The sequence below is a fragment of the Methylomonas methanica genome, assembly GCF_001644035.1.
Lineage (GTDB): Bacteria > Pseudomonadota > Gammaproteobacteria > Methylococcales > Methylomonadaceae > Methylomonas > Methylomonas methanica_A.
This window is the reverse complement of the sequence record NZ_LUUG01000114.1, coordinates 1-12,883: the sequence shown is the minus strand read 5'-3', so window position 1 is coordinate 12,883 and position 12,883 is coordinate 1. Positions and strand designations below refer to the sequence as shown.

At 52.9% G+C, this 12,883-nt stretch carries 14 protein-coding genes; 4 read left to right on the top strand and 10 right to left on the bottom strand.

Annotated features, from left to right (window positions below):
- From dxs to A1332_RS20830, 3 genes are all read right to left on the bottom strand, one after another.
- A partial coding sequence (dxs, locus tag A1332_RS20840; protein ID WP_064010345.1) for a 1-deoxy-D-xylulose-5-phosphate synthase occupies positions 1-1,502 on the bottom strand: 1,502 nt, incomplete at its 3' end.
- Positions 1,503-1,620: 118 nt separating this feature from the next.
- The gene (ispA, locus tag A1332_RS20835; protein ID WP_064010344.1) at positions 1,621-2,514 is read right to left on the bottom strand and encodes a (2E,6E)-farnesyl diphosphate synthase; all 894 of its coding nucleotides are present in this window, start codon (positions 2,512-2,514) and stop codon (positions 1,621-1,623) included.
- Positions 2,507-2,740, bottom strand: coding sequence for an exodeoxyribonuclease VII small subunit (locus A1332_RS20830; RefSeq protein WP_020484945.1), 234 nt, complete (start codon positions 2,738-2,740; stop codon positions 2,507-2,509). The genes ispA and A1332_RS20830 overlap by 8 nt, the downstream gene beginning before the upstream one ends.
- A gap of 71 nt (positions 2,741-2,811) precedes the next feature.
- Here A1332_RS20830 and parE point away from each other — a divergent pair, with 71 nt between their 5' ends.
- Entirely contained in the window at positions 2,812-4,701 is a 1,890-nt protein-coding gene (gene parE, locus A1332_RS20825; RefSeq protein ID WP_064010343.1) for a DNA topoisomerase IV subunit B, read from the top strand.
- 48 nt (positions 4,702-4,749) lie between these two features.
- Here the strand turns inward: parE and A1332_RS20820 are convergent, their stop codons facing one another.
- Positions 4,750-5,262, bottom strand: a complete 513-nt coding sequence (locus tag A1332_RS20820) for a hypothetical protein (protein ID WP_064010342.1) — start codon at positions 5,260-5,262, stop codon at positions 4,750-4,752.
- A 258-nt stretch (positions 5,263-5,520) separates the two neighbouring features.
- Between A1332_RS20820 and A1332_RS20815 the strand changes: the two genes are divergently transcribed.
- On the top strand, positions 5,521-6,360 hold the full coding sequence (locus A1332_RS20815) for a S1 RNA-binding domain-containing protein (RefSeq protein WP_064010341.1): 840 nt from the start codon (positions 5,521-5,523) through the stop codon (positions 6,358-6,360).
- Positions 6,361-6,421: 61 nt separating this feature from the next.
- Here A1332_RS20815 and A1332_RS20810 read toward each other — a convergent pair whose 3' ends face one another.
- The 5 genes from A1332_RS20810 to A1332_RS20790 form a co-directional block, all read right to left on the bottom strand.
- Positions 6,422-6,904 carry a cytochrome P460 family protein gene (locus tag A1332_RS20810; RefSeq protein WP_064010347.1) on the bottom strand — a complete coding sequence of 161 codons (483 nt, stop codon included), beginning with the start codon at positions 6,902-6,904 and terminating at the stop codon, positions 6,422-6,424.
- A 240-nt stretch (positions 6,905-7,144) separates the two neighbouring features.
- A complete protein-coding gene (gene fae / locus A1332_RS20805; RefSeq protein WP_064010340.1) occupies positions 7,145-7,693 on the bottom strand; it encodes a formaldehyde-activating enzyme in 549 nt (182 codons plus the stop codon).
- A 52-nt stretch (positions 7,694-7,745) separates the two neighbouring features.
- Positions 7,746-8,402, bottom strand: coding sequence for a pyridoxamine 5'-phosphate oxidase family protein (locus A1332_RS20800; RefSeq protein ID WP_064010339.1), 657 nt, complete (start codon positions 8,400-8,402; stop codon positions 7,746-7,748).
- A gap of 369 nt (positions 8,403-8,771) precedes the next feature.
- A complete protein-coding gene (locus tag A1332_RS20795; RefSeq protein WP_064010338.1) occupies positions 8,772-9,380 on the bottom strand; it encodes an NUDIX domain-containing protein in 609 nt (202 codons plus the stop codon).
- Entirely contained in the window at positions 9,377-10,486 is a 1,110-nt protein-coding gene (locus A1332_RS20790; RefSeq protein WP_064010337.1) for a PQQ-dependent sugar dehydrogenase, read from the bottom strand. Before A1332_RS20790 ends, A1332_RS20795 begins: the two co-directional genes overlap by 4 nt.
- Before the next feature lie 112 nt (positions 10,487-10,598).
- On the opposite strand from A1332_RS20790, the gene htpX reads away from it, so the two are divergent.
- Together htpX and A1332_RS20780 are read left to right on the top strand one after the other, a co-directional pair.
- Positions 10,599-11,474: a protease HtpX gene (gene htpX, locus A1332_RS20785; RefSeq protein WP_064010336.1), complete on the top strand. Its 876-nt coding sequence runs from the start codon at positions 10,599-10,601 to the stop codon at positions 11,472-11,474.
- Positions 11,475-11,516: 42 nt separating this feature from the next.
- Positions 11,517-11,744, top strand: coding sequence for a DUF2835 domain-containing protein (locus A1332_RS20780; RefSeq protein WP_064010346.1), 228 nt, complete (start codon positions 11,517-11,519; stop codon positions 11,742-11,744).
- A gap of 270 nt (positions 11,745-12,014) precedes the next feature.
- On the opposite strand, the gene A1332_RS20775 is transcribed toward A1332_RS20780, so the two are convergent.
- Complete coding sequence (locus tag A1332_RS20775) at positions 12,015-12,521, bottom strand: RNA polymerase sigma factor (RefSeq protein WP_064010335.1); 507 nt, start codon at positions 12,519-12,521, stop codon at positions 12,015-12,017.
- Positions 12,522-12,883 lie beyond the last annotated feature (362 nt).

The window sequence follows — 12,883 nt, the reverse complement described above, 5'->3', positions numbered from 1 at the left end:
TGATGGCGGACTTCGCCCTTACCGATGGCCAACTCGGTCAAGGCTTTGTCGATCGTAGCCCCCGGACCCTTGCCACGCGGATACCGCACTGAGGCCGGACCGTTGTGTTTGAAACCGGTGGTCAGCATCTGCCGGCACTCGTTCTCATCGGCGGGGGCCATCACCAACATGTTCGGGATACAGCGCATATAGCTGTAATCAAAAGAGCCGGCATGAGTCGGACCGTCCGGCCCCACTAGACCTGCTCTATCCAGGGCAAACAGCACATCCAGATTCTGCAAAGCCACGTCGTGGATTAATTGATCGTAAGCCCGTTGTAAAAACGTCGAATAAATCGCCACCACCGGCTTCGCGCCCTGACAGGCTTGACCGGCCGCCAAGGTCACCGCATGCTGCTCGGCAATCGCCACATCGAAATAACGCTTGGGAAACTGCTGGGAAAACGCCACCAGACCTGAGCCTTCGCGCATCGCCGGGGTAATCCCCAACAGCCGCTCATCCTGCTTGGCCATATCGCACAACCAGGTGCCGAACACTTCCGTATAAGTCGGATGCGGCGAAGGCGCGGCTTTAGGCAAATAATCTTTGGTTGGATCGAAGGCGGGTACGCCGTGATAGGCCAAGGGGTCTTTCTCGGCCGGCGCATAGCCTTTGCCTTTCTTGGTGACCACATGCAAAAACACCGGACCGGTTAAATCCTTCAATTTCTCCAGCGTGGACACCAACATCTCCACATCGTGGCCGTCAATCGGGCCGAAATAATTAAAGCCCAGTTCCTCGAACAAGGTACCCGGCACAATCATGCCCTTCACATGCTCTTCGGTCTTCCGCGCCAATTCCCACACCGAGGGCATACTGGCCAAGGCCTTCTTACTTTCTTCCCGCACTGAGGAATAAAACTTACTGGACAACACCTTGGTCAGATAATTATTCATCGCCCCGACCGGCGGTGAAATCGACATATCGTTATCGTTCAAAATCACCAACAGATTGGCATTGACATCGCCGGCATGATTCATCGCCTCATAAGCCATGCCGCCGGTAATCGAACCGTCGCCGATGATCGCTACCATCTTCTTGTCTTCGCCGCGCAATTGCGAGGCAATCGCCATGCCCAGGGCGGCACTGATCGACGTTGATGAATGCCCGACCCCAAAGGCATCGTACTCACTCTCCGAACGGCAGGGAAACGCCGACACGCCGCCGAAGGTGCGAATCGTCGGCATCCGGTCTTTCCGCCCCGTCAGAATCTTATGCGGATAAGCCTGATGCCCCACATCCCAGACCAACTGATCTGACGGCGTATCGAACACATAATGCAAGGCCACCGTCAGCTCCACCGTGCCCAGACCGGCCGAAAAGTGGCCGCCGGAAATGCTGACCGTATGGGTCAAAAAGCTACGCAACTCATCAGCCAGAGGCTTCAGTTGTTCCGGTTTCAGCGCGCGTATGTCGGCGGGGGTCTGGATGGTGTTGAGAAGCGGAAAGTCAGAGACTGTCATGGGTTAATAAATTCCTTTATATGTTTGCGTCACAATATTCCGCGCCTGCTACACAGGCGCAAGGCCAAAGCCGGAAAGATTGTGGCGCAAGAAGTATAAATCGTGCAGTTCGCTGCGCTTAGTGCGTGCGTTCGATGATATACAGAGACAAATCGCGCAATAAATCCGCTTCGCTACCAAACCCGGCTAAGCTGGCCACGGCTAGTTCATGCAGCTCCTGCGCTTTTTCCTTGGCGCCGGCCATGCCCAACAGCGCCGGGTAAGTCGGTTTGTCGTTATCGACGTCCTTGCCCTGGGTTTTGCCCAAGGTAGCGGTATCGCTTTCTACATCCAGAATGTCATCTTTGACTTGGAATGACAGACCTATGCATTTAGCGTAATGGTCCAGCTTTTTAGCGGCATCCGCGTCCAGGTTCGGTTTGGACAGCGCTGCCAGATTGACGCTGGCGCGAATCAGCGCACCGGTCTTATGAATATGCATGTTTTCCAACTCCGGCAAAGTCAGCTTGCGACCAACCGAACCCAGATCGATTGCTTGCCCACCAACCATGCCTTGCGAGCCGCTGGCTCTGGTCAAGGCTGCGATCATTTTTACTCGCGCTTCCGCGCCGGCCAAAATGGCTGAGTCGTTGGCTAATACGTCAAAAGCCAGTGCCTGCAACGCATCGCCGGCTAAAATGGCGGTGGCTTCGTCGTATGCTTTGTGGCAAGTCGGTTTGCCGCGGCGCAAATCGTCATTGTCCATCGCCGGCAAATCGTCGTGAATCAAAGAATAAACATGAATAAATTCCACCGCGCACGCTTGGGCATCCAAAAGGTCTTCACTCAAGCCTAGTGCTTGGCCGGTTGCATAAGTCAGCAACGGGCGGGTGCGTTTGCCGCCGTCCAGTACGCTGTAGCGCATGGCTTGATGCAGGGATTGCGGCAGGATGTTCTCGCCGGGCAACCTGGCGTCCAACGCCCGTTCGACGCGGTTTTGGCAGGCGGTAAGATAGGCTTTTAAGTTACTCATCGGTGAATGGCTCCAAAGTTTGCTGGCCGTTTTTTTCTAATAAAATTTGGACTTTCTGCTCGGCGTCTTGTAGCGCTTGCTGGCAGGTGCGGGTTAGTCTGATACCGCGTTCGAAGGATTTTAGGGATTCTTCCAGGGAAATATCGCCGCGTTCCATTTGCTCGACCAATTTCTCCAGTTCTTCCATCGCCTCCTCAAATTGGGATGCGCTTTTACGTCTCGACATATAATGTGGCTTGCGGTGCTCAAAAATGACCGAGCATTATAGTATGAATTAACAGCAAACGATGACTAACAATGAGTAACGAATATAACGCCGCGGCGATTGAAGTACTGAGCGGCCTGGACCCGGTGCGCAAACGCCCCGGTATGTACACCGACACCACACGGCCCAATCACCTGGTGCAGGAAGTGGTGGACAACAGCGTGGACGAGGCTCTGGCCGGCCATGCCAACGCCATCAATGTCGTGCTGTATAAGGACGGATCGGTACGGGTGGACGATAACGGCCGTGGGATGCCGGTGGATATTCATCCAGAGCAGGGCATTCCGGGCGTGGAAGTGATCCTTACCCAGCTACACGCAGGCGGCAAATTCTCCAACAAAAACTATCAATTCTCCGGCGGTTTGCACGGCGTCGGCGTGTCCGTAGTGAATGCCTTGTCGGAAAAATTGCTGGTAGAAATCAAGCGCGGCGGCGGCGTGTATCAAATGGAATTTGCCGGCGGCGACAAGGTCAGCGAACTACAGCAAAGCGCTACGGTCGGCAAGAACAACACCGGTACCAGCGTGCATTTTTGGCCGGACGGTAAATATTTCGATTCCAACCGTGTCTCGGTCAGCAAACTCAAACATGTATTGCGTGCCAAAGCCGTATTGTGTCCGGGTTTGAAAATCACCTTAAATTCCGAGCTTAGCGACGAACAATTCGAATGGTGTTACCAAAACGGTTTGCAGGAATATTTGCTGGATAGAGTCGGCGATGCCGAGATCTTTCCGCAACCGCCATTCATGGCCAATATGGCCGCCAGCAACGAAGCGGTGGAGTGGGGCATAGTTTGGACCCCGGACAGCCTGCCGGAGACTATCGCCGAGAGTTACGTGAACCTGGTGCCTACTGCCCAAGGCGGTACTCATGTCAATGGCTTGCGGGCCGGCCTGACCGAGGCGATGCGCGAGTTTTTAGACTTTCGCAACTTGTTGCCGCGCGGCGTAAAGATTGCGCCGGAGGACGTTTGGGAAAGTTGCCATTTTGTGTTGTCGGTAAAATTGGAGGATCCGCAATTTTCAGGACAGACCAAAGAAAGACTCAGCTCGCGCGAATGCGTGACCTTTGTCTCCGGGGTTGCCAAGGATACTTTCAGCTTGTGGTTGAATCAGCATCCGCAGGAAGGCGAGAAAATCGCCGAAATCATCCTGGCTAGTGCGCAAAAGCGCTTGAAAGCCGGCAAGAAAATCGTCCGCAAGAAAATCACCAGCGGCCCGGCTTTACCCGGCAAATTGGCCGATTGTTCCGGACAGGATCTCAGCCGTACCGAGTTGTTTTTGGTCGAGGGCGACTCCGCTGGTGGGTCGGCTAAGCAGGCCCGCGACCGCGAGTTCCAAGCTATCATGCCCTTGAGAGGGAAGATTTTGAACACCTGGGAAGTCGATTCCGGTGAGGTGATGGCGTCGCAAGAGGTGCACGACATCGCAGTCGCTCTGGGCATAGAGCCGGACAGCAACGATCTGCAAAATCTACGCTACGGCAAGATCTGCATCCTGGCCGATGCCGATTCCGACGGCAACCACATCGCCACCCTGATTTGCGCGCTGTTTTACCAGCATTTCAATGCGCTGGTCAGAGCAGGGCATGTGTTCGTGGCGATGCCGCCGCTATATCGGATCGACGTGGGCAAGAAAGTATTTTATGCGCTGGATGAATCGGAGCGCTTGGGCGTGTTGGCGCGCATTGAAGCCGAAAAACTCACCGGCAAGATTAACATCCAGCGCTTCAAAGGTTTGGGTGAGATGAATCCCTCGCAATTGCGGGAAACCACCATGAACCCCGATACCCGCCGCTTGGTGCAGTTGACTATCGAAGAAAACGACGACACCCGCGAACAGATGGACTTATTGCTGGCGAAGAAGCGCGCCGGCGACCGCAAAAGTTGGTTGGAAGATCGCGGCAACTTAGCACAAATATAAGCAAAACGCTGGTCGGGGTCAGAACACTCCGGCTGGCACTTTTGTGTGTTAGATGTCCATCAACAGCATCGGTATGCCGTAAGTCAATACGAAATAGCTAAATGCATAAATAACGCTGACGCTGGTTGGGTAGCTGAAGAAGGCGCGAAAGATATAGCTGACGATGGAGATATACCAAATCACCAAAAATAGCGCGATGCCGATGCCGATTTCTTCGCGGTAGGGATGATGATTCAGCACCAACCAATAGTCCAGTGCTTCGCCGCTGACCGCCAAGGTCATGATGAAATTCTCGCAGACGAAAATTGAGGTGTACAACTGGTTAAAGCAGCCCCATTTTTTCTCCATCAGCAATAAAATCGCCACCGAGCCGAAGGCCATGGTAATGCGGCCCAGCACCTCCAGCGAGCCGTCCGCTGGATCGGAGATCAAGCCCTCAACGATCATGCCGGAGATTAGATAGAACGCCACGTTTTTCCACATAAACGAAGTGGGTGGGACTAAGTCCGAGGGATTGTTCAGAAACCAGCAAGAGGACAGGTATTTCAGGAATAGATTCATAATCGGCGCTTATATTCGATAAAAGTAGGTTTTTATCGAATCGAAAAAACCGTCCATTATAGACGGGCCTTAGAATAACGGGGTTTTGACTTGCTATTTGCGTGAATATCGTCTCTTTGGCGAGGAGTACAAGGCGCGACCGTCTGAGGAGAAGCGGCCAGCTGTCTAGTCGATTCGTTTGTATAATACGTCATCCATTCTTTGCGTATGGCCCCTCAGCGAGCCGGCCGCCCATGTCCAATTAACTCCGGAAGCTTCATGATCGAACTAGGTAAATTTAACACTTTAACCGTCGTTAGCCGGCGCGATAATCAGTATGGTTTCGATGGTGGGGAGCTTGGCGAGATTGCGCTGGCGGACCAAGATGCCCCGGATACTCTAAAGGTCGGCGATACGGTAAAGGTCTTTGTCTACATCGACGGTAAGAATCAAACCATCGCCACCTTGCAAACGCCGCTAGCGCAAGTCGATGAGGTAGCTTGGTTAAAATGTATATCGCTCAGCCATGCCGGCGCGTTTTTGGGATGGGGATTGCCCAAGGATTTGCTGCTGCCGTTCAGCGAACAAAAGGGTAAGGTCGTCGAAGGTCGTTCCTATCTGGTGCGCTTGTTTTTAGACGAGAACAATCGTATTGCCGCCACGATGATGCTGGATGATTTTATTCTGGACCAAGCGTTTTATTACAAAGACGGGCAAGCCGTGCAACTGATTATCGCCGACGAAACCGATCTGGGTTTCAAGGCAGTAGTGGATAATCAATACTGGGGTGTGCTGTATAAAAGCGAGACTTTTCAAGCGCTGCAAAAAGGCCAAACCTTGACCGGTTATATTAAAAAAGTCCGCCCCGACAACAAGCTGGATTTAGTTCTAAGCCAGGAAAAATACGGCCAGAAAGTCGATGCTACGTCGGAAAAAATTCTGGCGATACTGGCAAAGCGCGGCGGCTATGTGGCGCTAACCGACAAAAGTGCGCCGGAGATTATTTACGATACCTTTGGTGTTAGCAAAAAAGTCTTCAAGCAAGCGATCGGTGGTTTGTATAAACAACGGCGGATAGTGATCGAAGAAGCGGGCATCCGTTTGGTCGATCAGGCTTAAAGGTCGCAAGGGGAGTGTAGAGACGCAATGTGGCGCGTCTCTACCGTGTCAGCTGTAACGTCTAAGGCCGATATTGCGAGAACACATAATCGGTTTTTTGCTCGGACGCGTGGCAGGCAAAACAGGAGGTGCCGCCGTCTTTCACTAGCCTTTCGGTTTTACTGTTGCCGGCAAAGCCTTCAAAGCCCCAGCCGCCGGTCGCGGCAAATTTTTTCGAGTCTTTCTGCATCACGCCGACCAGTTTGCGTTCGCCTTCCTGGATCGTTTTATCCTTTTCCTGGTACTGCAATAAATCGAATACCAGCACCGAGCCATCCGCATACTTACCGCTCTTCAAACCTCCTTCCGCTTGTTTATTAGCGTAAACATGATGCAGGCCTTGAAACGGATTTTCCAGCGCATGGCCAGGCTGGATCAACATACTTTTCGCATGCAGCCAGTTGCGATAGCCTTCCGGAAACGGCACGGCCTGATCGGCGGCGAACGCGGTAACGGCAATTGTGCTTAGCAAGCCGGCCATCAGTATCGAAATACAGGTTTTCATGATCGTATCCCCCTTAAAAATAAAATGCATTGATAATTTCGAATCGAAACTATGCGGCCTTTTTAAGCGGATTTGCGGATTTTGTCAAACAAATAGTGATACGCTATTAGTTTGCTTGGCGAGGGCGGCTTGTCGGTAGGTCTGGTGTTAAGCGGCAATTGAAGTCAGGACAAAAAAAGGGACGAGAAAGACAGCTTGGTGTTGGGCTGCAAAAGTCTTGTAACCCAAGCTACCAGACAATTAAATCTTGCCGTCCAAACCCATCTGAAAATACTTGTGAGTGATTTTGTCCTGGTTTTCCAGCAACCAGTCGATGTCCGGGGTATTGGTCATGGCTTTATGAATGGCTTTGGCCATGGCTTGCCGGTGGATGTCGAACAGAATTTGATGATCCAGATTGTCGTCTTTGATGACGCTGGGGTTCAACCACACCGAGCAAATAATCCCCAGATCGTTGGCTTTTTCTTTAGGTATGTCGCCGGCCCGCACCGCATCCAGCACGCCATTGGCGATCGCCGCCTGCACCGTACCCATTAGAATATTGGTGTAACGGCTGTTTTTGACGGTGACTTTGCTGACCATCAAAGTCACCGGTCGCACCTGAATATCGGTGTTTAAAATGGCAAATACGCGAGTATGGCCCTGAACCTGATCGCCGGTCAGCGTGGCAATTGCCGTGCCCACCGGACCGTCCAGTTCGCCGATGATGATCTCCGGTTCTGCCGCTGTACCCGCCGGCCCACCCGCCACCAGGGCTTCGCCAGTGCGCATAATGATTCTTTCGCTCATATTGGTCTCCAAATGAATGTTGATGTTGATAATTTTCTTGGGGGGTTAGAAGCTAAGCATCACCGCTCAACACCATCGCTCCGTATTCTTCCGGAGTGATTATTCCGCCCAAACTTTCCGCAACGTGACTATCGCCAGCTGGCAAGACGTCCTGCACCGCATCGATCCGCTTCCATTGCGGTAAAGGTGTGTCTTGATTGGCTTGAGGTACATATTTTGAACTGGCGATGCGGCTCATCCGGTGAATATAACGCGGACAGTTGATGAAAATCTCGCTAATCGCCACCCGCACGATCAGCTCTGCGCCGGGGTATTCTGCCAGCAGCGGATCGTTGGCTTCAATCCGGGCGTCGCCGTGCACCCGAATCCGATGCGGCGTTTCGAAATCAATGAACAGCATGCCGATTTTCGGGTTGCCGTTGATATTGCCCATCGACAAAAACATGCCGTTGCCGTCGTAACTGGGGAACGCCAGCTCTTGCGGATTAACCACCTTAACCAAGCCGGGATTGCCGCCTTTGTAAGAGCAGGTTGGATAACCGCGTTGGTCGATGGTGGTCAGAAAGAAAAAATCCCGGCTCTCGATAAACGGCTGATGCTGCTCGTTGACCTGCTGTTCAACAATGATTTGTTCCAAGCGATCCGCCAGATTCACGGTGTCGTGTTGCTCTTGTAATTGGCGATGCTGCGGGCCGTAAAAGTCGCTCATGGGCTATGCTCCTGATTGGGGTGATGCGGCGATTCTAGCAGGAATGTCGATGAGACAGGATTTACGCTTGGATGACGCACACCGGTTGGGACTGCGTTTCTCCAGGCGAAAGCGACAAATTTGTGTGGAGAAAATTTGAACAGCCAACTGCCGCCGGCCATGGCTTACTGATCTCGGCAATCTTTGCCGAGAAGACGCGCTTTTAACTGAGCCCAAGAATCATTATAACCAGGAAAAACTGTTTGAAACTTACCGACACGGCTGAGTTTAATCGATTAGCGCCAGATTACTTCGAGCGATTCGCTGCGCGGGAACAATCTCTTGTCGAGAGCCTGGTTTATTGCCTGCGCCTGCGTGAGAGTGATTACGTTACGTCCCTGCCGACCATTGGCTGCGTAACTTTTGGCGATGAATATACAGCCATTGAATGGCGATGATGGGAATGCCGGATTCGATTTTGTCGTCTTCCAGCATTTGAAATACCTCGTCGAATTTCACGGCCGTGACGCGGATGTCTTCATCTTCCTCGTCCAGGCCATGTATGCCGCCGACCTGGCTGCTGTCAACCCGGCCGCAGAACAGGGTAATCCACTCCGACGAGCCGCCGGGCGTGGTGAAGAATTGTTTTATTTCGATGAGTTCTTGAATCTCGCAGCCGGCCTCCTCGCGGGCTTCACGATAGGCGACTTCTTCAGCGGTTTCGCCTTCTTCGATGGCGCCGGCCACAATTTCAAGCAGCCAGGCGCGCTCGGGTTGCAAGACCGCACCCACTCGGAATTGCTCTATCAACACCACTTCGTCGCGGTCCGGATCATAGAGTAATACAGCCACGCAATTGCCACGGCGGAACAACTCCCGCTTTAAGGGCTGGCTCCAGCCGCCATTGAATAGCGTGTGTTTTAGAGTGTATTGCTCCAGCCGGAAAAAGCCTTCATACACAACTTGTGTATCCAATATTTGAAATTGCTTGTCGCTCATCGGCCGTAGCTCACCCGGTAGATAACGCCCAAGCTGTCGTCGCTGATCAACAAGCTGCCGTCCTGCATTTGAATGATGTCGTTCGGGCGTCCCAGTACCTGTCCTTGCGGCGTCAGCCAGCCGCTGATGAAGGGTAGTTCGTTATAGGCTTGACCTTCGCGGAATTTGACCACATTCACCTGATAACCTTGCGGCACGGTGCGATTCCAGGAGCCATGTTGGGCGACGAATAATTGCCGGAAATAGGTGTCCGGAAATTGCTTACCGGTATAGAAACGCATGCCCAGCGGGGCGATGTGGGCTTTATACTTCCAGGCGGGGGCCTTGAATTTGTAGCATTGCTTGTCGCCGATATATTCCGGGTCGGGGATGGTGCCGGCGTGGCAGTAAGGGAAGCCGAAATGTTCGCCTTTTTGATTCCATTCGTTCAATTCGTCTGGCGGTATATCATCGCCCAGATAATCGCGGCCGTTGTCGTTGAAAAACAAATGGCCGCTGCGGGTCTCCCAATCGAAACCGACAGTGTTACGGATGCCGCGCGCCAGGATTTCCATATCGCTACCGTCCGGGTCCAAGCGAATCAGCGAGCCGTAAATGGGTTTGTCCGAGTCGCAGACGTTACAAGGCGCGCCGATGGCGGTGTATAACTTGCCGTCAGGGCCAAAGCGCAGATATTTCCAGCCGTGGTGCCGGTCGGAAGGAAATTGGTCGAATACCGTAACCGCTTTTGGCGGGCTGGCCAAGCGTTGGCCCACCTCGTCGAAACGGATGATGCGATGAATTTCAGCGACGTACAGCGTGCCGTCTTTGTAGGCCACGCCATTGGGTAGATTGAGTTGTTGAGCGATCAGATACTTCTGTTCAGCAACGCCGTCGCCATCCTTGTCCTGCACCGCATAGACTGCGCTTTGCCGCGAGCCGACATAAACCACGCCATTGTCGCCCAGTGCCATTTGCCGGGCGTTGGGAATGTCGTCGGCGAAAATTCTGATGTTAAAACCCGGCGGCAAGCGCAGTTGTTTTAACACGGCTTCTTGTTCCGGAGTGGCCGCCAAGCACAGCGGTGCAACGGCAAACAGCATCAACAGCGACTTTATAATTCTCATTTTTATGTCCCTCAAGTAAACTTTGGCAGATGTTAACACTCTATAGTCTTGAATTTAATCTTTCGACTCCCCAGATTAAACCCACTTTATAACAACACAGGAAAGTTACGCCATGATGAGAATATTGCTGTTTCTGGCCACCAACGTGGCCATTATGATCGCGATCAGCATCATATTTAGTGTATTCGGTTTGCAAGGAGCCCTCGACGCTCAGGGCGTCAACTTGAACATTGAGGGCCTGCTGGCTATGTCGGCGGTCATCGGTATGACCGGTTCCGTCATTTCGTTGTTTTTGTCGAAATGGTCGGCTAAAAGCGCGATGGGCGTCCACGTCATCGAGCAGCCGCAAAATCAAACCGAACAATGGTTGATCGGCATTGTGGAGCGCCAAGCCCGTCAAGCCGGGATCGGCATGCCGGAAGTCGGGATTTTCGACACCCCTGAAGCCAACGCCTTCGCTACCGGCGCCAGCCGCAACAATGCCTTGGTAGCGGTTAGTACCGGGCTGCTGCGCAGTATGAGCGCGGATGAAGTGGAAGCGGTCGTCGGCCACGAGATTAGCCACGTCGCCAACGGCGACATGATTACCATGGCCTTGATGCAAGGCGTAGTGAATACCTTTGTCTACTTTTTCGCCACTGTCATTGGTCATCTGGTGGACCGGTTGGTATTCAAAACCGAACGCGGCTACGGCCCGGCGTATTATGTGACGCAGATGGTGGCGCAAATTGCCTTGTCGATTTTGGCGTCCATGCTGGTGATGTGGTTCTCCCGCTACCGCGAATTTCGGGCTGACGCCGGTGGTGCCAATCTGGCCGGTCGGCAAAAAATGATAGGTGCCTTGCAGGCCTTACAACGTTCGCATGAACCGGCTGAATTGCCCGGCGAATTGGCGGCGTTTGGGATTAATGGCGGCGGCGTGCAACGCTTGTTTATGAGCCACCCACCGTTAGAAGAACGCATCGCTGCCTTGCAAAACGCTCGTTAAAATGCTCCCTTGCCGCGCCGCATCAACCGGCGCGGCTTTTTTATGACCAGTCAATTCATCCGCTTCAAACTTGATTTAAGTTACGACCAGTATCTGGCCGTCTATCAAGGCGTCGCCAAAACCGTGGTTACCATTGCCGATGACGGTCGGCGTATCGTATTTCCTGCCGGCAATATTCAGCGGTATCTTACTAAGACCGGGATTCAGGGCTATTTTGAAATGGAATTGGGTGCAGGGAATAAGTTTGTGGGTATCAAAAAAATACCGTGATGATTGTCCATCCTGGCTGCTGATTTGATTTGCGGTTCTAGGAGAGGCTATAGCCTAAAATGAGCAGTTGGCCTGTATTGTGGGCCGTTCGTGCTGAGCAACGTCGAAGCGCGGACTGCACACAATACAATCACCGGCTGGGTGAATGAGAAATCCCGCTCACCCTTCGACCACGTTCAGGACGAACGGGATTTCTCATGGCCAAACTGCTCTTTTTAGGGTTAGTCGCGATTAACGCCTTTATCTAAGCCAAAGCCTCGTGCTGTGACGTCAACCATCGTGCAGACTAGTCGCAGCCAGCATTTGCCCGGTTCGGTACAAGATGTGTTCGACCCGACGTTCCGGCACGCAAAGTTCCGCCGCAATTTGCCGTTGGCGTTTGCCGTCCAAGCGACGCGCCCACAAAATCTGTCGGTTGAGTAACGGTATGCTGTGGAGCCAACTTTCTATTGCCGACCATTGTTGCTCGCTTTGCACAAACCGCTCGGGTTGGGGAGAAGGGCAGAGCCAGTCCTCATCCAAAGTGCCGCCGTCCCGCGCGTGTTGCCGGGCTTGGCTGCGCAAATAATCCAAAGCCAGATTACCGGCCACCCGGTACAGAAATGCTCGGCAATTGATGATGGCATCCTGCCCCGGATAGTCGGCAATATGCAAAAAGGTATCTTGCAACAAGTCAGCTGCCGTTTCCCGGCAATTGACCTGGCGAAGCAAAAATTGCTGAAGCTCGCTTTGATGACGTAAATACGCGGTAGTTAAGGGTGGGTAATGGCTGTTCATCAACTAGTATCAAAAAATTTACTGCTTTTAAAGCGATGCCTTGGCGCTCGTGCGCGCCGAACAACGCCATTTGGCTAGTGCGCAAGCCATCGGCAACGTAACAATCGTTTAAAAAAATCCCTTTTTGACGGGCGTAGGTTGGGGGGAGGCACGAACCCCAACACGACAACCGTTGGGCCGCCAGCCAAACGTAAAGACGAGATATTGCAGCCAACAAAACAGCGAATGATTTGTAAAGTTCAAACTGGTCAAAATGTTGGGGTTCGTGCCCCACCCCAACCTTGTATCTTAACTCCCGCCATGGTTAGCTACTGTGGCGCTGAGACAGGAGCAGCTTGCCCCCACCCTTAAGGCTTGACCTT